The organism is Shewanella sediminis HAW-EB3 (assembly GCF_000018025.1).
Classification (GTDB): Bacteria; Pseudomonadota; Gammaproteobacteria; order Enterobacterales; family Shewanellaceae; genus Shewanella; species Shewanella sediminis.
In genome coordinates this window covers 4,677,508-4,701,539 of record NC_009831.1, presented here as the reverse complement: position 1 = coordinate 4,701,539, position 24,032 = coordinate 4,677,508, and the positions used below count along the sequence as shown (strand labels likewise).

The 24,032-nt window shown below is 48.0% G+C and carries 18 protein-coding genes; 6 read left to right on the top strand and 12 right to left on the bottom strand.

Translation table 11 applies throughout. The features are described from left to right. The first annotated feature begins 220 nt into the window (after nucleotides 1–220). Both SSED_RS20125 and dbpA read left to right on the top strand, forming a co-directional pair. Nucleotides 221–916, top strand: a complete 696-nt coding sequence (locus tag SSED_RS20125) for a DUF3313 domain-containing protein (RefSeq protein ID WP_012144187.1) — start codon at nucleotides 221–223, stop codon at nucleotides 914–916. Nucleotides 917–1,437: 521 nt separating this feature from the next. Then, nucleotides 1,438–2,814 carry an ATP-dependent RNA helicase DbpA gene (dbpA, locus tag SSED_RS20120; protein WP_012144186.1) on the top strand — a complete coding sequence of 459 codons (1,377 nt, stop codon included), beginning with the start codon at nucleotides 1,438–1,440 and terminating at the stop codon, nucleotides 2,812–2,814. Nucleotides 2,815–3,767: 953 nt separating this feature from the next. On the opposite strand, the gene SSED_RS20115 is transcribed toward dbpA, so the two are convergent. After that, complete coding sequence (locus SSED_RS20115) at nucleotides 3,768–5,243, bottom strand: DEAD/DEAH box helicase (protein WP_041421831.1); 1,476 nt, start codon at nucleotides 5,241–5,243, stop codon at nucleotides 3,768–3,770. Between the two features lie 598 nt (nucleotides 5,244–5,841). Between SSED_RS20115 and SSED_RS20110 the strand changes: the two genes are divergently transcribed. The 3 genes from SSED_RS20110 (at nucleotide 5,842) to cydC (ending at nucleotide 10,082) form a co-directional block, all read left to right on the top strand. After that, complete coding sequence (locus SSED_RS20110) at nucleotides 5,842–6,189, top strand: DUF3622 domain-containing protein (RefSeq protein ID WP_012144184.1); 348 nt, start codon at nucleotides 5,842–5,844, stop codon at nucleotides 6,187–6,189. 252 nt (nucleotides 6,190–6,441) lie between these two features. Next, the gene (gene cydD / locus SSED_RS20105) at nucleotides 6,442–8,271 is read left to right on the top strand and encodes a heme ABC transporter permease/ATP-binding protein CydD (protein WP_012144183.1); all 1,830 of its coding nucleotides are present in this window, start codon (nucleotides 6,442–6,444) and stop codon (nucleotides 8,269–8,271) included. Further along, the gene (cydC, locus tag SSED_RS20100; RefSeq protein WP_012144182.1) at nucleotides 8,268–10,082 is read left to right on the top strand and encodes a heme ABC transporter ATP-binding protein/permease CydC; all 1,815 of its coding nucleotides are present in this window, start codon (nucleotides 8,268–8,270) and stop codon (nucleotides 10,080–10,082) included. Before cydD ends, cydC begins: the two co-directional genes overlap by 4 nt. Nucleotides 10,083–10,148: 66 nt before the next feature. Here cydC and SSED_RS20095 read toward each other — a convergent pair whose 3' ends face one another. The 5 genes from SSED_RS20095 to SSED_RS20075 all read right to left on the bottom strand — a co-directional run bounded on the left by SSED_RS20095 (nucleotide 10,149) and on the right by SSED_RS20075 (nucleotide 16,880). Then, nucleotides 10,149–10,325 carry a helix-turn-helix domain-containing protein gene (locus tag SSED_RS20095; RefSeq protein WP_012144181.1) on the bottom strand — a complete coding sequence of 59 codons (177 nt, stop codon included), beginning with the start codon at nucleotides 10,323–10,325 and terminating at the stop codon, nucleotides 10,149–10,151. Nucleotides 10,326–10,455: 130 nt separating this feature from the next. Further along, on the bottom strand, nucleotides 10,456–13,650 hold the full coding sequence (gene putA / locus SSED_RS20090) for a bifunctional proline dehydrogenase/L-glutamate gamma-semialdehyde dehydrogenase PutA (RefSeq protein ID WP_012144180.1): 3,195 nt from the start codon (nucleotides 13,648–13,650) through the stop codon (nucleotides 10,456–10,458). Between the two features lie 377 nt (nucleotides 13,651–14,027). After that, complete coding sequence (locus SSED_RS20085) at nucleotides 14,028–14,603, bottom strand: TIGR04211 family SH3 domain-containing protein (protein WP_223295929.1); 576 nt, start codon at nucleotides 14,601–14,603, stop codon at nucleotides 14,028–14,030. A gap of 303 nt (nucleotides 14,604–14,906) precedes the next feature. Next, nucleotides 14,907–16,175: an inorganic phosphate transporter gene (locus SSED_RS20080; RefSeq protein WP_012144178.1), complete on the bottom strand. Its 1,269-nt coding sequence runs from the start codon at nucleotides 16,173–16,175 to the stop codon at nucleotides 14,907–14,909. Between the two features lie 24 nt (nucleotides 16,176–16,199). Continuing rightward, on the bottom strand, nucleotides 16,200–16,880 hold the full coding sequence (locus tag SSED_RS20075; RefSeq protein WP_012144177.1) for a TIGR00153 family protein: 681 nt from the start codon (nucleotides 16,878–16,880) through the stop codon (nucleotides 16,200–16,202). Between the two features lie 286 nt (nucleotides 16,881–17,166). Between SSED_RS20075 and SSED_RS20070 the strand changes: the two genes are divergently transcribed. After that, nucleotides 17,167–18,669, top strand: coding sequence for a CYTH domain-containing protein (locus SSED_RS20070; RefSeq protein WP_012144176.1), 1,503 nt, complete (start codon nucleotides 17,167–17,169; stop codon nucleotides 18,667–18,669). Nucleotides 18,670–18,790: 121 nt separating this feature from the next. Here SSED_RS20070 and SSED_RS20065 read toward each other — a convergent pair whose 3' ends face one another. The 6 genes from SSED_RS20065 to SSED_RS20040 all read right to left on the bottom strand — a co-directional run bounded on the left by SSED_RS20065 (nucleotide 18,791) and on the right by SSED_RS20040 (nucleotide 24,002). Beyond that, a complete protein-coding gene (locus SSED_RS20065) occupies nucleotides 18,791–19,597 on the bottom strand; it encodes an ion transporter (RefSeq protein WP_012144175.1) in 807 nt (268 codons plus the stop codon). 71 nt (nucleotides 19,598–19,668) lie between these two features. Continuing rightward, nucleotides 19,669–19,998 (bottom strand): hypothetical protein, encoded by a 330-nt coding sequence (locus SSED_RS20060; protein ID WP_012144174.1) that lies wholly within the window; start codon nucleotides 19,996–19,998, stop codon nucleotides 19,669–19,671. A 66-nt stretch (nucleotides 19,999–20,064) separates the two neighbouring features. Continuing rightward, nucleotides 20,065–20,718 carry a hypothetical protein gene (locus tag SSED_RS20055; protein ID WP_012144173.1) on the bottom strand — a complete coding sequence of 218 codons (654 nt, stop codon included), beginning with the start codon at nucleotides 20,716–20,718 and terminating at the stop codon, nucleotides 20,065–20,067. 196 nt (nucleotides 20,719–20,914) lie between these two features. After that, nucleotides 20,915–21,601 carry a PspA/IM30 family protein gene (locus tag SSED_RS20050; RefSeq protein ID WP_012144172.1) on the bottom strand — a complete coding sequence of 229 codons (687 nt, stop codon included), beginning with the start codon at nucleotides 21,599–21,601 and terminating at the stop codon, nucleotides 20,915–20,917. Nucleotides 21,602–21,662: 61 nt separating this feature from the next. Further along, nucleotides 21,663–22,076: a YjfI family protein gene (locus SSED_RS20045; protein ID WP_012144171.1), complete on the bottom strand. Its 414-nt coding sequence runs from the start codon at nucleotides 22,074–22,076 to the stop codon at nucleotides 21,663–21,665. 192 nt (nucleotides 22,077–22,268) lie between these two features. Next, complete coding sequence (locus SSED_RS20040) at nucleotides 22,269–24,002, bottom strand: polyamine aminopropyltransferase (protein ID WP_049772184.1); 1,734 nt, start codon at nucleotides 24,000–24,002, stop codon at nucleotides 22,269–22,271. Nucleotides 24,003–24,032: the final 30 nt, after the last annotated feature.

Here is a 24,032-nt window from a genome sequence, read left to right as displayed (position 1 = left end):
GGCTTCGATTCACAAGGGGGGTCACAATAGATTCGATGAGTAGCAATGAGTTAGGGACGGGCTTTGCGGAGTCATTTCATTGAGCGCAATTCAGACTGTTGTGTTATGATGACTAGACAGTTGTGTAGTGGTGTTTGTGTGAAGCACTTGAGTTAGCCGCGCTTTTATTAGTTTTGACTTAGTTTTAAATCAGTTTTGAATTAGTTGAATGGGAAATTTTATGAAATCTTGTCGAATCGCACTGAGTTTGGCTGTGAGTCTATTTGTACTGCTATTAAGCGGCTGTGGTGTCGTTCAGGATTATCGTCAATCACAGATGTTTAAAAGCTTCGATGACTTCAGGCCGGGGCCGGAAGGTGGCAGCGACCTTATCTGGGCAAAACCGGGTATTAAGAGCATCAAAGATCTTAATGAAATTCTCGGGCAATACGATAGCGTTATCGTCGATCAGGTCTGGTTAGTTCTGGATGATAAGACCCGCTACGATAATCTATCTGAAGAGGAGGTTATCGGCGTGTCTGAGTATCTGGTCGAAAAGATAAAACAGAAGGCCGCGACTCGTTTTGAGCTAGTAGATAACCCGAAGGGGAAGACCTTAAGGATTAGTGTCGCCCTGACCAACATAGAAACGCCTAACCCTATCTTGGCGGTCACCAGTAGTCTGCTTCCCTTTGGGCTCGGGATCTCCACTATCTCTAAAGTTGTGACCGGAGAGCACACCAATGTCGGTAGCGCCACGATTGAGATGATGATCAGCGATGCTAACTCAGGTAAGCCTATCGTCGCGGTTATCGACAGAAAAGCGGGTAGTAAGGATCTGAGCACCATGATTGATTCGACAGATGATGCCAGAGATGCCATTGACTGGTGGGTCGAGAGAATCGGTTCGACGCTACGGGGAGAGCTGCCTCAGTAATCGTAACGCTTGCGCATTCTATGATGTGAAAGATGCCCTGTTGAATTTCGGTGGGTAGAAGAGTTGGCTCGACTCTATGCGCAGAGCTACCTCAGTAATATCAGGCTCGTATATCCGATACGAAAGATTCAGGTGGGGTGAACGTATAGGCTCTACTCTATGGACTGAGTCGCCTCTTTTGATTACCCCTCCTCTATCCTTGGCGTTTCTGACGGTTATACCGATTGGCATTACAGCCAAGGATACGAGCAACTCATATCAAACCTTGCTATAATCACGCCCATTATTATTGAGCCGGAATATCATCAATTTCACAGGATGATAGTTATCTCGATAAATTCGATTTATATCAGCGATGTATCAATAGCTTATATTTGAATGATTGACTATTGTTTAGTCTATTATTGAATGATGCACTATTGATTAGTTCTTTATAGATAGTCGCTTTCATGACGAGTGTTTCGTCGTGATAAAAATAGGAATAGACCTTGAGCCAAGTTACCCCAAATGCAGATCGTAATATGTCATTTTCGACATTAACGCTAAAACCTGAACTACTCGATAACCTGAAAACAATGGGTTACGACTCGATGACGCCAATTCAGGCGCAGAGTTTACCTGCGATCTTAAATGGTGAAGATGTTATCGGCCAGGGTAAGACCGGCTCAGGTAAAACGGCGGCCTTTGGTTTGGGTCTATTGCACAAGTTAAACGTAAAGCGTTTCCGTATTCAATCTTTGGTATTGTGCCCGACTCGAGAGCTTGCCGATCAAGTAGCGAAAGAGATCCGTACGCTTGCCCGTGGTATCCACAATATCAAGGTCTTGACCCTATGTGGCGGCGTACCTATGGGGCCGCAGATCGGATCTTTAGAGCATGGCGCACATATTATTGTTGGAACACCAGGCCGAATTATCGATCACCTGTCACGTGAACGTTTAAGCCTTGAAGATGTGAATACCTTAGTGCTGGATGAAGCGGATCGTATGTTAGAGATGGGCTTCTTGCCAGATCTTGACTACATCATGGCTCAGATGCCACGTGAACGTCAGACATTGCTGTTTAGCGCGACGTTCCCTAAGCAGATCCAAAAGATCGCCGAAGAGATCATGTATGAGCCTGTGATGGTCAAGGTGACATCGACTCATGACAGTAGCAGTATCGACCAGCATTTCTATCAGATAGATAGCAACAAAGACCGTCAGAAGGCCCTGCGCCTGTTATTATTGCAGCATAGACCGGAGAGCGCCGTTGTATTTTGTAATACCAAGCGTGAGACCAAAGACGTGGCCGCGACTCTGGCCAATGATGGTTTCAGTGTGGTGGCACTCCATGGCGATCTGGAGCAGAGAGATAGAGACATCACCCTGATGCAGTTTGCCAACAAGAGTGCCTCTATCATGGTGGCAACCGATGTCGCCGCTCGAGGTCTGGATATCGAAGCCTTGGATATGGTGATTAACTACGAATTCGCCTTCGACACCGAAGTGCATATTCACCGCATCGGTCGTACCGGCCGTGCCGGCAGCAAGGGCGCCGCCTTTACCTTCTACACCTATGACGATGACTATAAGATCAAGCTGTTAGAAGAGTATCTCGACCATGATATCGTCAGCGAAGGCCTGCCGCCTGAGAACCTGCTCGATACCCTCCCGACTCAACCTAAGATGGTAACTCTGCAGATCGATGGTGGTAAGAAGCATAAGGTACGCCCTGGCGATATCTTAGGTGCGCTAACTGGCGAAGATGGCATTCAAGGCTCCGAGGTCGGTAAGATTAAGATCACCGAATTCCGCTCATATGTCGCGGTTGACCGTAAAGTGGCTAAGCGTGCTCTGCATAAGATCACCAACGGCAAACTCAAAGGCCGCAATTATCGTGCCTGGGAGATGCGCTAGTCTGATAGTTGAGACTAGGTTTCAACTTTGAAGGGAGCGATTAAGGTCGCTCCCTTTTTTTGTCTGGCATCTTTTGCCACCCAAGGCAGAAATTTGCTTTCCAAACTTTGTTTGGATGAAAGTCGTGGACGTACCGTCCACACCCGACCAAGAGGGAGAACAACAGCAATCCCCCTCTTGGATCACCCCGTGCCGCCCCGGCGAAGTTGTGCTCCTCATACTCCGATAAAAATCACCTAACGACTCAGATGCTACATCCATGTAGCCCCGAGTCTGAGCCATCATCCATGATGGCTCTACGGCATTTTTAATTACGTATTTCGGCAACTTCCAACGGGGAATCCTCGAACTTGCAGGTGGTTAGAAGAGTTTACATAGAGTTTTAATCGATAGGTTTTATTTTGGATGTTCGTGTTGTCATGGTGATACTTCACCTAGCAATGCGATCGGAGGTAATTTAGTGTTTAGCCCTTCTACATAATTAATCACTTTAATCGAAGAGAGAATAGATACAGGTGTAGATGCGACTGTGGCCGTTGATGGCATGGATGCCATCGTCGAGCTTACACGGATGTACTTGCAGCGTGTCACAGAAGTATCTGCACATAAGCGAGCCGCAGGCTTTAAATCCTCTTGAAGGTAGGATCTTCAATAAACCTACTAAATACCAGATAAACCCAAGCAAACATCCGAAGTCAGTGATGCGACTGACTACCCCTGTCGAGTGCCGGGATACTTGGGCACATTATCCTCAATGTGCAGCCACTCTAGCTGGCTGGAAGTAAGTATATGATACTTAACCGGTACCAGATTTGGGTTGTCCAGTGATGCAATGCTCAATGAGAGGTTAACATGAAGGCAAAAAAAAGCAGAGCGGCTGCTCTGCTTATTCTTCGAAACGAGTACTATGAAGTTCTTTATTCCGGGAGTCGGTTATCCTTGATATCTAAGAATTACTTACCCCAGATGCTGCTATTTGAACTTGGCTTAGACGCAGGCGCACTCGAAGTTGATTGACCCGAAGGTCTGCGTGAACGGCTATGGCTTGAGTTCTTGTCGTTGGGCTTATGCCCGCGAGCAGAATCACCACTGCGTTGACCGTCTTTATGTTCTACTCTGCCACCTTGACTGCTTTCACTACGAGAGTCGTTACGCGATGAGCCACGTGAAGCATTGCCACGAGAGTCATTGTTTCTTGAACCGGAGTTTGAGCGACCATTGCCTCTGCCGTTGGCATTGCGTGGACCACGGTTTTGACCATGTTTTCTCTCATTAAGATCGGTTTCGGCGACAACTTGAGTCGGCACAAAGCCTTCAACTTCTTTGCGAGGAATTTTTTGCTTAATCAGACGCTCAATATCTCTGAGCAGCTTACTTTCATCACCGCTGACAAGCGAAACCGCTTGACCATCGGCGCCGGCACGTCCTGTACGGCCGATACGATGAACATAATCCTCGGGTACATTTGGCAGGTCGAAGTTAACCACATTAGGTAGCTGATCGATATCGATACCTCGGGCGGCAATATCGGTGGCGACTAACACGCGCACTTCACCACTCTTAAAGTTAGCTAAGGCCTTAGTACGTGCGCCTTGGCTCTTGTTACCGTGGATGGCAGCTGCGGTGAGGTCATTAGCTTCGAGGTTCTTAGCGATACGGTTTGCACCATGTTTAGTGCGGCTGAATACTAATACCTGTTTCCAGTCATTTTGTTTGATCAGATGGATCAGCGCAGCGGTTTTCTGCTTCTGATCGACCTGATAGATATACTGCTCGACGGTTTTTGCCGTAGCGTTACGTGGCGTTACCGAGATCTCTACCGGGTTGTTCACTAAGCCTTTGGCCAGTTTACGGATATCATCAGAGAAGGTTGCCGAGAACATCAGGTTCTGGCGCTTCGCTGGCAATACCTTAAGAATTTTCTTGATGTCATGAATAAAGCCCATATCTAACATGCGGTCGGCTTCATCGAGGATCAACACTTCCAGTTGATTGAAATTCAGGGCTCGCTGATTAAATAGATCCAGCAGACGCCCCGGAGTCGCAACCAGAATATCGACGCCTTTGCCTAACTTAGATATCTGTGGGCCAATACCTACACCACCGAAGACAACTGCCGAACGTAGAGGCAGGTTTTTACCATAAGTCTCTACACTCTCGGCGACCTGGGCCGCGAGTTCACGAGTCGGGGTTAATACCAGCGCGCGAACTTGTTTAGCTTGAGCACGATTGCCTCTGGTTAATAGCTCTAATAGTGGCAGAGTAAAGCCTGCCGTTTTACCTGTACCTGTTTGAGCTGCGGCCATCACATCCTTGCCTTCCAACACAGCGGGAATTGCCTGAGCTTGGATAGGTGAAGGAGTATCGTAACCTTTTTGGGCAACAGCTTTTAATATCGGGGCTGATAACCCCAGGGAGGTAAAACTCATAGATTGGTCTCTCGGTGCTTTAAAACAGCAGAATTCATGGAGCCAGTGACTCTGGCGGGCGTGCATCTTACAGGATAAGGGATAAAAGAGCTAATAAATAAGCAAGGCGCGGAGAGGTAGACAGCTTTCACGTGCGTTTTGTCCGGGAAGTTGATGAGCTTAATTCTCGCTGAGCGAGCACTGCTTTATGTCACTCGATATAAGATAAAGTTACAAGGATCATTTTGTTTAAACTCTGTACGTGTTAATCTCCCGCTTTGAGCGCTTCAAAACCGATTGTCGACGCGGCGGTGCATTCGTCATCTGTCTCTGTAAGATATGAAACAAGCCATTGTTAGTTACCTTAAAGATGATGAAAATCACAGGCTTGTCAGGTTAGTATGTGGGCTCGATTGCAACAAATGTGATGTCGGTGCGCCAAAAGACACTTAGGTTGATGATTAGCGACACGTCGCCAAGTCAAATCTACTAGAATATATACTTCTATCCCTGTGACTCACTGTTTGAGCTCTGGGGTAGAGGAAGCTGGAAACAATTTTTACTTAACGCTTGCCCAAAGGGGTGTGCGATAAGACTTTATCTGTAGGAAATAAGTAACATGACACAAACCAAGAAATTCGATTACCGCATAGTACAAGACAAAGATGTGTGGGCCGCTGAAATTACTCGTCGTATGACAGCGAGAAAGACTATCGTTTCGAAAAGAAAAACAGGTTTTGCAACCGAAGCGGAAGCCACAGCTTGGGGCGAGAAAGAGCTTAAATCATTCCTCGATAAGTTGATGGAACGAAATGAGCGTAAAGCTAAGCAACGTGAAGTGCGTACAGAAGCGACTGCAGCTAAAGAGTTAGCGGCTGACGCATGGCGTGATGCTCGCGACGTTGCCGATGGCGGCGATGACAGTGATTTCGATGAAGATAGTGACGACTACGCATCTGATAAATAAGCGGTAACGCTGAGACTCAGATTACGGGTCATCAAATAGTCATAATAGGCCGGTCGAGCAGATGCTCACCGGCCTTTTTTTTTGGGAGAGAGAAGGAGAAATTAGTTCCCTCAAAAATTGATCTAGCTCAATTTTTGTGAATCCGTTAACAATTACGAGACTGGCGTTTTATTCCTCTATCGATGCCTGCGATACTGCGTCCCATCTCAATGGCTTATCCTAAGTCATAGCTCGCTATCTTGCCGGAGAAGCATGGACAAACCCTTAGAAAAAGTACTCACCTCCTGGTTGAAACAACAGAAACAAGCCTGTGGTTTCTATCTGAATTTGACCGTATTATTTGGTCTGTTGACCGGTTTATCATTAGTGGCGCAGGCCTACCTGATTGCCACTATTTTACATGGGCTGATCATTCTGGAGCTGCCCAAGGAGCAGTTTGCTACCCAATTCTATTGTCTGGTGGGACTCATCTTTATCCGGGCGGGGTTGGCCTATGGACGAGAGAGAGTCAGTTTCGAGGCGGGAAGGCGGCTTAGGGTGCAGATCCGTGGCGCGGTTTTAGATAAATTGACCGAGCTTGGCCCCTGCTTCATTAAAGGCAAACCAGCGGGGAGTTGGGCAAGTATCGTGTTAGAGCAGGTGGAAGATCTGCATGATTTCTATGCCCGTTATCTGCCGCAGATCATCTTGGCGGCCTTTATACCGCTCACCATACTCGTGGTCGTGTTTCCGATTAATTGGGCCGCCGGACTGATCCTCTTGCTGACGGCGCCGCTGATCCCCATGTTTATGGCACTGGTCGGCATGGGCGCCGCCGATGCCAACCGAAAGAATTTCAGCGCCCTGGCTAAGCTCAGTGGCCACTTCATGGACAGAATGAAGGGATTAAATACCATCAAGTTGTTTAATCGCGGCGACGCAGAGAGTGAGGCTATCGAATCGGCATCCGAGGAGTTCCGAGAGCGGACCATGTCGGTACTCAGGCTGGCATTCTTAAGCTCTGCCGTGCTGGAGTTTTTTGCGGCAGTATCCATTGCCGTACTCGCCGTTTACTTTGGTTTCAGCTATCTGGACCATCTGAATTTCGGCCATTATGGCGCGGGTCTCACCCTGTTTACCGGTCTGTTTGTGCTGATCCTCGCCCCCGAATTTTATCAACCGCTTCGAGATATGGGGACCCATTACCATGCAAAGGCGCAGGCGATAGGTGCCGCCGAAGAGTTGATGGCGCTGTTAAATCATAAAGTTGAGTCCGGCACTGAATCGGCAAGCGATCCACTGCTTGTTAAGGGGAAGGCTGACCCTCTTATTACTGAGAGCTTCAGGGCTGGAATATCGATTCAGGCAAGTGCCCTGTGCGTCGACAGTCCCGACGGTACTCAGTTACTGGGGCCGGTGGATTTCAATATAAGCGCGGGTGAGCATATGGCTGTCGTGGGGCCAAGCGGCGCCGGTAAAACCAGTCTGCTCAATGCATTGCTGGGATTCCTTCCCTATCGCGGAAGCCTTAAGGTTAATGGAGTCGAGCTTAATGCACTCAATAAATCCCAATGGCGTCGCCACTTAGCCTGGTTGGGGCAAGATCCTCAGCTGTTTCATGGCACCATTCGTGACAATGTCTCCATGAGCAAGCCCGATATGGGTGATGAGACCGTGATGGCCTTGCTTGAGAAGGCGAAGGTCTTGAACTTCGTTGAACGTCAAACCCATGGGCTGAATCACCCGATAGGCGAACAGGCATCGGGCGTCTCGGTGGGACAGGCGCAGCGTATCGCTCTTGCCCGGGCCCTGGGCCAGGATGCTTCCCTGTTTGTTCTCGATGAACCGACGGCGAGTCTGGATAATCACAGTGAGCAAGCGGTACAGACGGCGCTTAGAGAGGCGATGTCGGGGAAAGCTTGCCTGATGGTGACTCACAGGCTGGATCAGCTGCACACGATGGATACCATCTTAGTGCTGGATAGGGGACTTGTGGTACAGCGAGGGAGTTTCGATGAGTTAGACCAGAATCAGGGTCTGTTTAAGCAGATGCAGGAAGAGAGCAATGATGAGTTTACTAACCTGAAGGGGCTTAACCGATGAAGGCGCTGTTTCCTTTTATAAAGTTGTTTAAACATCAGTGGTTGATGATGTTTACCGGTTTACTCCTCAGCATTACTACCCTGATGGCAGGGATAGGTTTACTGTCACTGTCGGGATGGTTTCTCTCTGCCGCCGCGGTTGCGGGTTTAACGGTTGTGACGGCGCAGACGTTTAACTATTTCACCCCCGCCGGTGGGGTTCGGTTTCTCTCTATTGCCCGTACGGCAAGTCGGTATGGCGAACGTCTGGCGACCCACGAAGCGACCTTCAGATTGCTGACTCAGCTCAGAAGCTGGACCTGGCGTAAGTTACTGCCCTTGAGTGCCAAGAACCTGCAAGGGTTAAGGCAGGGGGATCTGCTCAATAGATTAGTCGCGGATATCGATACCTTAGATCATCTCTATCTGAGGCTACTGACTCCGATGGCGGCCTCTCTGTTAATGCTGGGAGCCTTATATCTTTTTGTTGCCTGGTTCGATGCTCAGTTAGCCCTGATACTGTGCGGGATCTTATTGGCGGTATGGTTGCTGCTTCCCTTCATCTTCTATCGTTTGGGTAGAAAGCCCGGCATAGAGCAACTCGAGGCTAAACGGCACTTCAGGGTGCAGTTGCTGGAGTTTATACAGGGACAGGCTGAGATCACTCTGTTCGGCGCCAGCGATCGATTCAGAGCCGAGATATCTAAAGCCGAAACAGCCATGTTAAATAGCCAGTCGGCGATGGCCAATGTCACCGCCTTGAGTCAGGCTTGTTTGATTTTATGCCACGGCGTGGCTGTGATCATCATGCTCTATATGGCCGCCTCCGGTGTAGGAGAGCATGTGCCTCCCGGACCAATGCTCGCCATGATGGTATTTATGACTATGGCCTGCATCGAGATGCTGATGCCTATCGCGGGGGCGTTTCAACACCTCTCTGCTTGCGTGACAGCGGCTAAGCGGGTCAATGAGTTAGTGGAGCAGGAACCCGACATAGTGTTTAACCCCGATTGCGACACTAAGGTATCTAAGGGGGAGTTGCTGCTCAAAGATATCTTCTTCAGTTATCAGCCTGATAGTACGAATCGAGATGTCGAGTCTGATCAACAATCTGAACATACCGTTCTCAGAGGTATAGATCTGTCGGTGAAGGCGGGAGAGAAAGTCGCACTTTTGGGGCAGACGGGTTGTGGTAAATCCAGCCTCTTGTCGCTTATCACGAGAGAGTGGCAACCGACATCGGGCAGCGTCAGTGTCGATGGCCGGGATATTACCGAGTTTGGGGAAACTTCTCTAAGGGAGGGGATCACCCTTATCAGCCAACGGATCTATCTGCTGAGCGGTACATTAAGGAGTAACCTCACCTTAGCTCAGAAGCCGACTGAGCCTCTGGCGACGCGGGCCCAAAGGCGTGAAGCGAAGGCAGTGAATGATGAAAAGTTGATCCGGGTGTTAAACAAGGTTGGATTGACAACATTGACTCAGGGTGAAAAACCACTCGATACCTGGATAGGTGAGGGCGGAAGGCAGTTATCAGGTGGCGAACAGCGACGTATCGGTGTCGCCAGAGCCCTGTTACGCGATGCGCCCCTGTTACTGCTCGATGAGCCAACTGAAGGCCTGGATAAGCGCACCGAGCGGGAGATCTTAGCCCTCTTGTTTGAGTTTGCAGCCGATAAGACCCTATTGATGATAAGCCATCGATTAACGGCCATGGCGCAGATGGATCGAATTCATTTGATGGAGCAGGGAACAATTAGCGCCTCGGGAACCCATGAATCCCTGTTAGCGACTGATGACTATTACGCGAGCCTGCATCATAAGCTAGGTTAGTATCCGTAAAATGTGGTGTTCCAATGAACCGACCGGGAGGAGAGCGTCTCTCTCCCCCGTCGGGTCTTACCCCAGACGCTTAGAGAACTCCAGATAGCGCATCACTTCATCTTTCTTAAACTTAAGCTCATCCCCTTCGCCAACATTGGTGAGCAGGTTTTCTCTGGCATAACGTTTAATGGTTGCCGATGGTTTATTTAATATTTCACTGACCTCATCCAAGTCTAAAATGTCATCGCTCATTAGTTTCTCCTTCGGAAAATAAAGGTTATACAGATTGGAATTAATAGCTCAAGTATAGAAGAGAAATTGAGGAGATAAAAAAACCAGGCACTATGGCCTGGTTTTTAGACTGCTTGTTTAGAGTAAGCGATTACTCTTCGCTGTCACCCAGTGAAAGTAGGGTTGCATTCCCGCCAATCGCAGTGATGTTATTGGTACGAGTCTTCTCGGTGATAAAGCGCGTCAGGTAGTGTGGACCACCGGCTTTAGGACCCGTGCCAGACAGGCCTTGTCCACCGAATGGCTGAACACCAACAACTGCGCCAATCTGATTACGGTTGATGTAGACATTACCTACCTTGACCTTGCTGGCCACTTCGAGGGCGTGGCCTTCGTTGCGGCTGTGTATGCCAAGAGTCAGACCGAACCCGGTGCTGTTGATCTCATCGATCACCTTATGCAGATCGGCGGCCTTGTAACGTATCACGTGCAGGATTGGGCCGAAATGCTCCTTCTCCAACACCTTGATGGAATCTATCTCGACGGCAGTCGGGGCAACGAAGTGACCATTCTTGGTGCCCGTAGGTAGCTCCAGTTGCTTAAGCAGGGTGCCAACTTGCTTGATATGATCGATATGGGCATTAAGGTTAGCCTGTGCCGTGGCGTCGATCACCGGACCTACATCGGTTTTCACCGAACTTGGGTCGCCAATCGTGAGCTCATCCATGGCGCCTTTCATTACTTCCAGAACTCTGTCTGCGATATCTTCCTGTAGGAAGAGTACGCGCAGCGCAGAGCAACGTTGACCGGCACTGGTAAATGATGAGTCGATAATGTCATGAACAACCTGTTCTGGCTGAGATGTCGAATCGACAACCATGGCATTTTGACCGCCTGTCTCGGCGATAAGCGGGATGATCGCGCCTTCGCGGTTTGCCAGAGTGCGGTTAATCAGCTTGGCCGTTCCCGTAGAGCCGGTGAAACAGACACCATTGATACGCTCATCTGAAGTGATAGCGGCACCGACTGTCGCACCTGTGCCTGGGAGGAACTGAAGTGCCTCTTTCGGGATCCCTGCTTCATGAGCGAGTTGAACGGCGCGGAAACCGACAATAGAAGTCTGTTCGGCAGGTTTAGCCACTACCGTGTTACCGGCAGCAAGCGCCGCGGCGACCTGGCCTAAGAATATGGCCAGCGGGAAGTTCCACGGGCTGATACAGACAAAGATACCGCGGCCTTGCAGGAACAGCTCGTTGAGCTCGCCTGTCGGGCCAGGAAGTAGCTCCGGCTTAGCCATCATCTTCTTAGCTTGTACGGCATAGTAACGACAGAAGTCGACCGCTTCACGGACCTCATCTATACCGTCCTGAATGCTCTTACCCGCCTCTCGGGTACAGAGTGCGATCAGCTCTTCACGATTCTCCTCGAGAAGATCGGCCAGTTTCTGTAGTGCTGTGGCACGCACTTCAACCGGTGTATTGCACCAGCTCGAGAAGGCGTTATCGGCGCCCGCTAAGGCATGCTCTATGGCTTGATTATTAGCGAAGGCGACTTTACCGACTAGCTTGGTGGTATCGAACGGGCTGACGACCTCTTTCGTTTCGCCACTTAAAAGCTCACCATTGACCAAAGGCCCGACGTTCCACTGAGTGTCTTTAAACTTCTCGAGTGCAGCGAAGAAAGGCTCTGATTCAGATATGATGTTCATGTTGAGTCCCTTTGAGTTTTTACGCTCTTCCCCAAAAATATCGGCGGGTTGAACGATCTTATTATTAGATAGGGTTTTATAGTTCTGAAGTGTCTTTATCGGGTGAACCACCAGTGAGTCGATGGCGACCTTAGGGTCTACCAGTTTATGAACAAACGATGTGTTGGCACCGTTTTCAAGTAGGCGACGTACCAGATAAGGCAGTAGCTCCTTGTGCTCACCAATCGGTGCGTAGATACGGATTCGGGTGTCCGGGCTTTCGGCCAGCAGAGTATCGTATAGCTCCTGCCCCATGCCGTGCAGACGCTGGAATTCAAATCGGCGATCGCCGGCCATGTCCATAATGGCGGCTACCGATTGTGCATTATGGGTCGCAAATTCAGGGTAGATGGCGCCGCGGGTCGCATCGGACAGGACGTACCTGGCCGAGGCAAGGTAGGAGACATCCGTTCCCGCCTTCCTGGTAAAGAGTGAGTAGCCCGCTTCACCGGCTTGCTGTGCCCATTTAAGCTCGCTGTCCCAATAGGCGCCCTTCACGAGGCGAACCGGGATCTCATCCCCCTGCTCTTTGGCAAGGCGTGTCAGCCAGCATAGTACCGGAAGGCCACGTTTAGCATAGGTCTGTACTACGATACCCAAAAGACCCCAGCCTTTAGCTGCATCGGAGTTATAGAGTTTCTTGAAAAGTTTTAGGTGCAGCTCGAGTCTGTCCATCTCTTCGGCATCGATCGCTATGCCTACATTGAGTTCACGCCCTTTCTTAATCAGCTTGATTAAGGAGTCATAAAGCTCGGTCAGCACGCGATCTTCATTGGCAACTTCATACCTTGGGTGCAATGCGGAGAGCTTGATGGAGATGGTGGGGCGTGGCGCCACACTCTCATCATAGGTTTGTGCGCCAAGGGCGGCTATGGCTGCCGAATATTCACTGAAATATTTGTCTGCATCGACCATGGTCAGCGCGGCTTCACCCAGCATATCGTAGCTGTGGGTATAACCAATCTTTCGGTTCGCTTCACTGTTTTTCAGGCCATCTTTGATGCAGGTACCTAAAACAAACTGTTTACCCATTATTTTCATGGCTGCCAGCATAGCCTGACGGATAACGGGCTCGCCGACTCGGTTGACCAGACGGTTCAGAAGATTGCTGGGTTTGCCGTCGATATTTTTATCCAGGGTGACGATTTTTCCTGTCAGCATCAGGCCCCAGGTCGAGGCGTTGACGAGCGTCGAATCACTCTTACTCATATGCTCATCCCACTTAGCCCCGGAAAGTTTATCCTGGATAAGTGCATCGGCCGTCGCGCCGTCTGGAATTCGTAATAATGCTTCAGCCAGACACATGAGGATAATACCTTCCTGCGTGTCCAGGCTGTACTGCTGTAGGAAGGCATCGATGCCAACCATTAGGCCTTTCTTGTCATATTGGCGAACTTTAGCTACTAAATCATGGGCACGCTTGGTAACACGCTGGATTTCATCGTCACTCGAAGGTACGAGTTTGATAAGTTCAGATAGATATTCATCTTCATCGACAATGTAGTTATTGGTGATGGCTGTAAATAGCTCATCGAGATTAGCTTGGTCATAGTGACCAGTCAGAACTTCACTCGCTTTGAACATAGTAATCGCTTCCATCTGGGCCGGTTAAGGGACAGTTTGCTTGAAGAAAAATCTTACCGAAACCTAGCCTAGGAAGTCTGGCTTCGGTAAGTGTATTAAGATGCTTGTTATTTTTTGTATACAATCTGACATCTTCGCGCGCAATTATACATTCAAAATGTGACGAGGGACACCATTGTGACTCTGTGTGTGAACTTTGTTTGATCTGGTCGGCGGAGTGTGTGACGGGGCGGCGGGTAAGGAGGTGTTGATTGTATACTCAAACGACCTCTAAATGCAGGGTTCAGCATGTCGAAGTAGCTTGGGTATATGATAAAGAAAAAGCCAGCGCGTTAAGTGCACTGGCTTTTACTTATAATATGACATGAACTTAAGTGTTATACCGATTGGTATTACCAGCGGTTCTTCTGCTTACGTCTGGGTCTTGGTAGGTAGACCAAGATAATACCCAGTATCAGGCCTGCAGCGGCAATAAGTCCACCCTCCTGCCACATCTGAAAGCGTTCATTTTTTTCAATGCTGGCAAGCTTAGTCGTTGCTATATCACGCTCTGTGCTGGCCTGCTCGAGAGACTTTTCTGCCTGAGCGAGTTGGCTCTTGAGCGTACGAAGCTCCTGAAGACTGCTGTCACTGGAGTTAATAATCTGTTCGAGTTCAGCCTTGGTTTTGTCGAGTTCGGCCTGAACTTCCGGTAACTGCTCACGGAAGCTCTTCTTAGCGCTAATCATCTTAGTTTCAATCCAGCCTTCGCGGCCTTTGTGGTCGATGATCTTGGAGTAATCTCCCTCTTTTTGACCCAGTACAGAGATCGCCTGTCCAGCTTCAATGCTGCCTAAAATACGGTATTGGGTTCCGGGACCGCCATGAAGATAGAGGTATACCTGGTCTGAGATATAACGGGGTTGGCCTTCAGCCAGCAGGCTGGGAGAGAGTAACATCAGTCCCACTAAAGCAAAGAATCTTAACACTTTGAATTCTCATCGAAGAAATATAGCCACATGCTAGGGATTTGCAGGACTTTTTGCAAGGCTTTGATGCAAGACTTTGATGTAGGGGTTAGTTGGGGTGTCGTGATACAGATAGGTCGAAGTGTTGGAGACTAATTGTTATGAACCAGAGTATTGAGGGCCGAGGAAAAAGGCTTCTGGATGGAGTCTCCTTTGCGAATGTGGCTCAGTGGTAGAAATCAAAAAGGGAAGCCTGTTGGCTTCCCTCCTTATCTCACTATCTTCGCCGAACTCTTTTTGAACTAAAAGCCGGATGATCGAATCTTAGCTGAAGATGCCTTTAATCGTGAAGAAGAACATGATCGACAGTGCAGCACCCGCAGGAAGCGTGATAACCCAAGATACGACGATATTTCTGACCACACCGATATTAATCGCGGCAATACCGCGAGCCATACCCACACCTAAAACCGCACCGACTAAGGTTTGAGTCGTAGAGATTGGAAGACCGGTGCCCGATGCAATAACCACAGTTGAGGCGGCAGCCAGTTCGGCAGCAAAACCGCGGCTAGGAGTCAGGTGAGTAATGTTCTTACCAATGGTCTGCATTACGCGCTTACCAAAGATAGCCAGACCCATCACGATACCAACGGCACCCAGAGGCAGAATCCACCATACTAATGAAGATTTACCCGCTATATCGCCACCACTGTTGACAACAGAAACGACGGCAGCCAATGGGCCAATAGCGTTCGCAACATCATTAGATCCGTGAGCAAAAGCCATACAACACGCTGTAACAACCATTAAGATAGCGAAGACTTTCTCTACGTTACCAAACTGAGTCTGACGGTCGGCGCTCTTGCTCATCTTAAGACGCTTGATGGCCATCATACCGGCAATACCTACCAGCACAGCGACACCAAAGGCCATCGCATAGGCTTCACCACTGCTGAAGTGCAAGCCAATGTGTTTAAGACCCTTCTTGATGGTCACCAGTGACATGACAAAGCCAGCCAGTGCCATATAGAAAGGCACGTAACGCTTAGCGTTTTCCAGTGGATCCTCTGTATCGAAGATAAGCTTCTGTACACTCTGGAATATCATGAAGGCGATAAAACCTGATATAGCCGGAGTCACAACCCAAGAACCGACGATACCCGCAACTTTACCCCACTCGACGGCGTCTGTGCCTACACCCACTGCCGCAAAACCAACGATAGCGCCGATAATTGAGTGAGTTGTAGATACAGGCCAGCCTAGCGCTGAAGCTGCAATAAGCCAGATACCTGCTGCAAGTAGCGCAGATATCATGCCGTATACAAGCAGTTCAGGCGAATCAACAAAGTATGCTGAGTCGATAATCCCTTTACGGATCGTGCTGGTTACTTCACCACCTGCCAGATAAGCACCGGCAAATTCAAAAATCATCGCGATGATGATCGCTTGTTTAATCGTAATCGCATTCGAACCTACAGAGGTTCCCATTGCATTGGCTACGTCATTGGCGCCAATACCCCATGCCATTAAAAAACCAAAAGCAGCCGCAATAGCAATAAGCATTGGGCCGTTGGTGACTAATACATCAACCATGTTGTTACCTTGATAACTTTGTTGTTAGACGCGAGCTAGCATCAGCTCTAAGCGGGAGCCAACTCGCTCGGCAAGATCTGCCAAGTCGCCAACCCACTCAATTATCTTATAGAGGAACATCACATCGATAGGGTTCATATCGTTTTCGATAGCGAACAGCTGACGACGGATCTTGATTTGAAGATCATCCGTATCTTCCTCGATTTTATCGAGTTCGGCGATCATTTTTGCAACTAGATCGACTTCACGACCACGGAAACCGGTTTCTAACAGGTCATCGAGCTCGTTGATTGCTTGTTTAGCCTGCGATACTGCATCGAGGCAGCGTTGCAAGTAAGCAGTGAAGGGGGCTTGTATAGCTTCAGGAACGAGAAGCTGACGGCCGATGATTCGACCTGAGATATCTTTTGCCTTGTTAGCGATTTTATCTTGCTGGGTCAGAAGCTCCAGAAGATCGGTTCGTTCGACAGGCATAAACAGACCACCAGGAAGAGTGAGACGTATTTCACGTTTTAGTGAATCCGCTTCTCTTTCCGTATAGCTTATCTGCTTACGTAGTTGAACAGCTTTATCCCAATCTCCGGCTATAGTAGCCTCAAAAAACGGGATAAGTATCGATGCACAATCGTGCACTTTGTCTATATGCTCTTGTAGAGGCTTAATTGGCGATTTTGCAAACACGCCCAAAATAGAGTTTACTGGCATTGCCGTGTACCTATTTAGGTTATTCCACTGTTGGAAAAAGCGGGCGCATGTTAACCCAAGCGACCGCGTATTGAAACTGTGTTTTTACATTAAAACTAACAGTTTTTATTCTAACGAGTTATATCTTAACTGCAAACCGCATCCTACGGCGAGTTTGTGACAGTAATATTACACTTGGCACGATAGATGATTTTTTGATTAAATTTTAATTAAACTTTAATGACAACCATTAGGAGAGGGGAACATCACCGCTCCTAACATTGACAAAAGAGCGAGCTGCAGGCTAATGGACGCCGAGATAGAACTAAAATTATTTTTTCAATTAGAACAACAAGAAACCTTAATTCACTTGCTGGATAGTTTACCTCACTCTGAGCCCAAAGGGGTAAAGAAACTCATCAATAGTTATTTCGATACCTCCGATCTTCAGCTGAGAAAATGGGATATGGGGCTTAGAGTCAGAAGTTGTGATGGTGAGAGAGAGCAGACAATAAAAACGGCCGGCAGTGTGATCGGAGGGATCCATTCGCGGCCGGAATTCAATGTGGCTATCGAGCAAGATACACCAGATCTCAGTAAATTTCCTGAAAAAATATGGCCTGAACTGTCTAAACTTTCATCAGTGCAATCTGAATTGGTCTGTCTGTTTAATACCGATTTTGTCAGGCGAAGATGGCATATATATGTCGGTGACAGCTTAGTCGAGCTCGCCTTAGATATTGGTCAGGTGAGCGTCAAAAGAGAAGGGAAAGTGATATCAGAGCCTATTTGTGAGCTCGAATTTGAACTTATGGCAGGTGAAACATCGGCACTTATTCAGTTAGGATTATTGGTTGCCGAGCAGATCCCGGTACGTTTAGGTAAGGCGAGTAAGGCACAAAGGGGATATCGTTTAGCCGCACAGGCGAGCCCTCTGAGCCTGGAGGCATTAGATTTTATTGCATTAGTACCAGAGCAAGATCTTAAACACACCTTTATCGCGCTGTTGAGCACCGGTCTTGAGCGTTGGCAGTTACTCGAAGCCATGATTCTCGAATCCGGTATCAAGGATGATGAACAAGCCCCTCACCTTTGCTACAGGCTTAGGGCATGTGTTCGTCTGCTCAGATGTACACTGGCGCAATTTAATCTGCTTGATGACAAGTTGGCGTCTAAGTTTGATTGTATCGAAGGGCATCTGGATTTTATTGAAACGGGTTTGAGTCTGGTCGAAATTATCGATCAAAACAGTTTACTGATCGCTAAACTCCCTCAGGAAAAACGGCTAACGGCGGCGACCTTGGCTCAGTTGAAAGGTTTATCGATTCCACAGCTTATAGACAAAATGTTGAATGATACCTGCTATGGAGGCCTTCAATTAGCACTCGTTGATCTGCTGCTTGCTTTTCAGGCGGGTAAAAAGGTCATAGATAAAAGGCTGGAGCTGCAGGAGTTTGCCGATAAGATGCAGGAAGCCTCATGGCAGAAAATCGTTAAACTTATGCCCTCTAGCGAAGATCTCAGCAGTCAGGAATACCAATCTTTTGCACGTGCCCTGGATGAGAGTATTTTTGTCGGAGTAGCATACGGTGCCCTATATCCAACGAAAGCCAGAGATCTGTTCAGGACTCCGTGGCAAGATCTTGTCTTGGGAATAAGGACATTAGCGGCATATCGGCAACTGGCAGAGTTGAGTGAGTCAGAAGCTATCGATATTTCGGACTGGTTGCTTAATAAGGAACATAGCCTGCTGTTTGCGATGGAGCACTCCAGACGCTCGGCGTTAAAGAACGAACCTTATTGGCGCTAGATATGCTCGATGATAAGAGGGCGTAGCCAGGTTGATGGCTGCGCCACCTGAGTTTTTCCTGATTCCCTTTGTCTTAGTTAACTTTCAGTTCGTTATTCATATTTTTAGGCGAAGCTGGCTACTAGCTCTCTGGCGTATCTTTCTTTTCTTCTAATTTTTGGTTCAGCTGTTCAATTTGCTCCATCAACACACCTTGATTCGCTTCCATTCTAGCCAGTGCTTCATGCAGTTCACAACGGATCTGCTCGCTGTGAGTTTCAAGTTTTTCTGACTCATCCGGCGCGATAAACAGAGAGGCCATATAACCTGAGATAACACCGAAAAAACTGACGCCACAAATAATGACGACACCACCAATCACGTGGCCCGCAGCGGTCACCGGATAGTAATCGCCATAGCCCACGGTTGAGATGGTGACTAAGGTCCACCAGATGGCATCTTCTGCGGTATGAATATTTGCGTCTGGTACGCCCGCCTCTACGATAAGCATTAATACCGATGCGAAGGTCAGGATGGTGACCATAGCCACTAACAGGCTGGCCAGTGTCGCTTGTCTGCGCTGCTTTATGATGGGAATGATTAAAGACTGAGTCATACGAATAAGACGTATCACTCGTAAAATTTGAAACAGCCTAGCTAGCCTCAGGGGCTCTATCGCTGGAATACTGGCAACGAAATCTATCCAGTTGTGCTTGATATAGTCAATTTTATTCTCTGCTCTGAATAAGTTAACAAAGAAGTAGGTCATAAAAATCATGCAGATACTGAAATCTACAAAGAGCAGGAGTCGGTTGGTTTCTGAGTCGAGAGAAGCAAAGCTGAGAACAAGAACAACAATGACTGACAACAGTGAAAGCATCATCATTGCAAGTTGGAAAGGGGTTGGAGCTTGCTCCGGGTGAAGTAACCAGCGTTTTTTATCAGCCATGATCTCGTCCAATATCACTATACTTTATCGATTGCCTACCTATTTTTCTGGCAGGCATCTGCATGAGTGTACTAGCTTTTATCGACAAAGTGGATGAGATCGTCCAATACATGTTTTTTTATTTCGAGTTGCTGCTCTGGCGATAGATCATATTTTTCAGCTAACTGGAGATAATCTTCAGGGCTGAGAGAGACGGTGAGTCTGGGACGTTTAGGCCGCTTGGTCACCGAAAGCCCCAGAATGGTACGGATCTGATCCGAGGGGCTAAAGCCTGAGTCTAATGCGGCTTTACGAATAGAGTATTGGAACTTCTCATCGAGATCGAAAGCCACCTGTGTCGCCTTGGCCGCCTTCTGGTTTTGTAACCATTGTTCCGGTAGTGGGCTCTTCTGCTTAGTCATACCGTTTACCTTAAAAATTGAAATCTAACTTAGAACCTAGGAGCTAGAACCTAGGTTCTAAAGAGTTTACTTCCCTGGCCAATAATCTCTGATATCGGACAATGGACGATACAAGGTTAACATGACATCGGTTTCACCGCCGTCATAGACTTCGACATCGATAGCAAATTTCTCTTCGTCATCCATTAACAGGTAGGATTCGAATGCCTCGCCTGTTGCACCGCTTTCATCCTGTGGCGGTTTCTTGCCACGATAATCCTCACGGTGAAAGTAACCAAACTGCGCGGAGTTAACTTGATGATATTCTTTGCCTAACCACTGCTCAAATTGTGTGGAGAGCTCATTGGGTAAGGCTTGAGTCGTAAGCTGTGCTTGTTCATCTTCTTCGAAGATAGCGCTAAAGTGTTCGAGGTCGAAAATCTGTTCAACTTGTCCGCGGTTGACCTTAATGGAGAATGCCAGATAGGTTTCATCATCTTCATCGAGTGAAAGAAAAAGCGTCTCTTGACCATGGCCTTTAAGCACCCATTCAGCCTTTTGACTGCGTTCATACTCATAAGTACTGACAGATTCGACTCTTAACTGTTGGCCCCTGAGTTGAGGCGGCAGAGCAAAACTGTCATCGAGGGAGATCATATCGCCCTTCATCAGATGAGAGGGTTGATCGAGTTGACGTTTTGGCGCCTCTTTCTTACCGAAAAGGCCTTTTAAAAATCCCATCATCGACTCCTGATACTTTGGGTTATTAATACTTTTAATTATATAACTTGGCTTCGCTCGAATAATCCCTGTCTTAGTGTGAGCTTAACGCTAAGACGAAAATAGCGCCTTTCTTAGTGATAAGAAAAGCGCTACTTATTAGGCGTTGAATCTATTCAAGCAGTTAACGCTGAATCTCTTCATTTAGCTTCTATAGTTACTTGCGCGCTTTCAGGCGATCAAGTACTGCATTAGCATTCGATTTTTGCTCGCCAATGCCCGCTTCCGCAAGTTTATCGTGTAGTGACTTATCACTGTTTTCATCGGCAAGTTGCTCAGCTGCGACCAGACGGTCATCAAACTGCTGCTGACGAGCCTTGATACGCTCCAGTGAATCTTTAGCATTTAATAGCTTAGAGCTGCTACCTGCGAAAGAGTCTGTGATGCTAGCCGTTGCCTTTTGAACACTCTCAGTGGTCTTTACCATGCTCAGTTGACGTTGGTAATCAGTTAGCTGGCGCTCAGTTTTACGCACGAGGTCTTTAAGACGAGTCGCATGAGCAGTGAAGTTAACGTTTGCACCTTCTTGCTCTGCAAGCTCCTGGTCTAGTTGAGAGATCTTCTCAGCCACTTCCATCGCTAAGGTTTCATTCTCTTTCTCGAGTGCTTGAGTGGCATAGCCTTCATGTTCGCTGATGGAGCGCTTTAAGCGGTCTATTTCGCGGCTGGCCTGCATCTCTTTGGCCATAACGTCAGTTAATTCACGTTTAGCTTTTGTCAGGTGGTTTTCCGCATCACGGATCTCTTGCTCGAAGATACGAGTAGAGTTTGCATCGACGATGCCTTGACCAACTTCTGTTGCACCACCACGAAAAGCGGTTAAAATCTTGTTTAGTATGCCCATAATGTGGCTCCTTTTACCTAGTCACGGCGACTTGAACCGGGACTAAAAAATTGATAAGAAATTACTTTAAGTACTCGACCATTTCGTCGATGACTTCCAGGCAGTTATCGGAAAGAACGGAAAGCTCCTGTTCTATCTCCTGCATGTCTGATTGAACAGACAGTGCGCCGTAAATCACATACTTATCATCAATTTTTGCAAATGATGACAGTGGCATCGGGATGTTGAGTTCTAACATTGTCTCAAACATCGCTAAACGACGGTCCTGATTTACTTCGTCTTCTCCCCAAAGGTAACTGATGCAGAGAACTTGGTTTTCTGTCACCGATACGAATACTGGGATCTCTTCACGTCCAACGATATTGACTTGTAAAACCTCTACTTCGCCGTCGATTGGATAGCAATCAAATTGCAAGCCGGTATGGCTTTTATCACAAAGGTCATTGAGGTGGTTGGCAATAGTGTGAATATTCATATTTGTCCTTATGACATATTATGTCTGCGATTAAAGATAGCATCACGACATAATATGTCAAGTGCTATTTTTCGAAAAGTGTCATGCACTGAATTCAGTTCATGTTCCCAAATATTCAGGCGTAAGCAAGACTTGAGTCCGCTTATGGCCTGTGCCTTCAATTTCGATTAAACAAATTTAACCTTTTCAATATCAGAAAAGTGTGACGCCTTGATTTTCTGTCCATGCCTTTTGGTGATATTGGTACAGTTGCATAGAGCCTATGCGGTTGGGCTCGATCTTATCCATATCCTGATAGAAGTTGCCCGGGAACTCAAATGACCCTTTAATGAGTCCTGGTGTTAACCAATCGTCTTCTATGGATAGGTGTTCAATATCGCTTAATCTGTTTTTAGCACTCTTGCCCGATGCTGTGGCTATGCTCCAACCCCATTCACCAAAACTGGGTACATTGTGATGGTATTGGCTGACATTGAAGCCTGCCAGTGCTAACGTTTTCCCGACGGATATAAAGGCCTTAGGGGCATGATAAGGCGAGGTCGACTGTACCGTTAGAGCACCATCACTGCTTAAGAGTTCCTTCAGTTTCTTATAAAAAAGATCTGAGTATAGCTTGTTGAGATCTGGATGGCTGGGATCGGGCAAGTCGACGATGATGGCATCATACCTGTCGCCCCTCTTCAGCAGCTTATCGACTCCGTTAAAGGCATCGTCGACAACGACCTCGACTCTGGGATCATTGAGTGCGTCACCGTTCAGTTTTAGCAGGGTCTGACTTAATCGAGTGGGCATGTCTGCATCATGAGAGGTAAATAGCTCGAGAAGATCCCGGTCCAGATCCATCAGGGTGACCTGCTCAGGCTGCCATTTTAGTACCTGTTTTAGCCCTAAACCGTCGCCTCCACCTATGATTAATACCTTATTATGACGTGCGCTGGCTTCCAGTGTCGGATGGACTAAAAACGCATGATAGATATGCTCATCCTGACTGGAGAACTGCAACCTTCCATTGATATACAGAGAGTACACCGGTTCCAGGCCGCTGCCTCTGAGCCTCTCGGTAAATGTCAGTTGTTGGAAGCGAGTAGATTTGGCGTAGATCACTTCATCTTTATAGAGCAGGTTATTAAAGTTTTGCTCCCAGCCCGGGCCATGCCAGGCCAACATCAACAGAATGCCACTGGCGATAAAATGGCCTACAAGTAGGGTTTTAACAAATCTAATTCGATCCCAGAAGCGCCAGATAAAGATAAAGCCGGCCAAGAGATTAAAGCTGGCTGTTAAGGCGGCAGCCAGCTGGATGTCGATAGCTAACATGAAGCTGACCCAGATGGCAGCACCGATACCCGCACCAATGTAATCGGCGCCATAGATGGTGCCAGCATTGTGCATCAGGTGTTCATCACATAAAGACTGTCTTACACGCGCAATGAGCGGGATCTCCATACCTATCATCAAGCCGAGCAATACGCCCCAGAAGTAAGGCAGGTATTCACTCAGGTGCTGAAGCAAGCCGATAAAGCCACCTTCGGGTAGCTGATCTGGCGGCAGGCCTAACGTGCTGGCGATAATGAGTGGTAGTTGCTGACCGAAACCGATAATCGCGGCGGTGATGAGTATCGCCAGGGAGCCGCACAGGGCGACGCTGAGCTCCAGAACGGCAAAACCGGTAAAGGCACAACGTATTTTCCTGGCGGCAAAGGCACCGACTCCCATGGAGACGATCATCAGGCCTATCATGGTATAAATAGCAGCTTCTAATGCTCCCAGAATTCGACCCGCATAGTGAGAGAGAAGGTATTCATAGATCAAGCCACAGCCTGCTAATACGGCCATTATGCCGAGTAGCAAGGTGTCGTCGAACCAGCTTAACTTTCGTTCTCTGCCTATGGTATTTGTGCCTAGTGCAGGGGATAGATCCTTCACATCAGGCAGGCTTTCTTCAGGTTGGGTTAG

What these genes read in the sequence shown, in the direction of transcription:
- SSED_RS20080 (WP_012144178.1), bottom strand. Translation starts at nt 16,175, where the DNA reads ATGGTTGATGTATTAGTCACCAACGGCCCAATGCTTATTGCTATTGCG.
- SSED_RS20075 (WP_012144177.1), bottom strand. Translation starts at nt 16,880, where the DNA reads ATGCCAGTAAACTCTATTTTGGGCGTGTTTGCAAAATCGCCAATTAAG.
- SSED_RS20055 (WP_012144173.1), bottom strand. Translation starts at nt 20,718, where the DNA reads ATGGGATTTTTAAAAGGCCTTTTCGGTAAGAAAGAGGCGCCAAAACGT.
- SSED_RS20050 (WP_012144172.1), bottom strand. Translation starts at nt 21,601, where the DNA reads ATGGGCATACTAAACAAGATTTTAACCGCTTTTCGTGGTGGTGCAACA.
- cydD (WP_012144183.1), top strand. Translation starts at nt 6,442, where the DNA reads ATGGACAAACCCTTAGAAAAAGTACTCACCTCCTGGTTGAAACAACAG.
- SSED_RS20125 (WP_012144187.1), top strand. Translation starts at nt 221, where the DNA reads ATGAAATCTTGTCGAATCGCACTGAGTTTGGCTGTGAGTCTATTTGTA.
- SSED_RS20070 (WP_012144176.1), top strand. Translation starts at nt 17,167, where the DNA reads ATGGACGCCGAGATAGAACTAAAATTATTTTTTCAATTAGAACAACAA.
- SSED_RS20115 (WP_041421831.1), bottom strand. Translation starts at nt 5,243, where the DNA reads ATGAGTTTTACCTCCCTGGGGTTATCAGCCCCGATATTAAAAGCTGTT.
- SSED_RS20065 (WP_012144175.1), bottom strand. Translation starts at nt 19,597, where the DNA reads ATGGCTGATAAAAAACGCTGGTTACTTCACCCGGAGCAAGCTCCAACC.
- cydC (WP_012144182.1), top strand. Translation starts at nt 8,268, where the DNA reads ATGAAGGCGCTGTTTCCTTTTATAAAGTTGTTTAAACATCAGTGGTTG.
- SSED_RS20045 (WP_012144171.1), bottom strand. Translation starts at nt 22,076, where the DNA reads ATGAATATTCACACTATTGCCAACCACCTCAATGACCTTTGTGATAAA.
- SSED_RS20095 (WP_012144181.1), bottom strand. Translation starts at nt 10,325, where the DNA reads ATGAGCGATGACATTTTAGACTTGGATGAGGTCAGTGAAATATTAAAT.
- SSED_RS20060 (WP_012144174.1), bottom strand. Translation starts at nt 19,998, where the DNA reads ATGACTAAGCAGAAGAGCCCACTACCGGAACAATGGTTACAAAACCAG.
- dbpA (WP_012144186.1), top strand. Translation starts at nt 1,438, where the DNA reads ATGTCATTTTCGACATTAACGCTAAAACCTGAACTACTCGATAACCTG.
- putA (WP_012144180.1), bottom strand. Translation starts at nt 13,650, where the DNA reads ATGGAAGCGATTACTATGTTCAAAGCGAGTGAAGTTCTGACTGGTCAC.
- SSED_RS20110 (WP_012144184.1), top strand. Translation starts at nt 5,842, where the DNA reads ATGACACAAACCAAGAAATTCGATTACCGCATAGTACAAGACAAAGAT.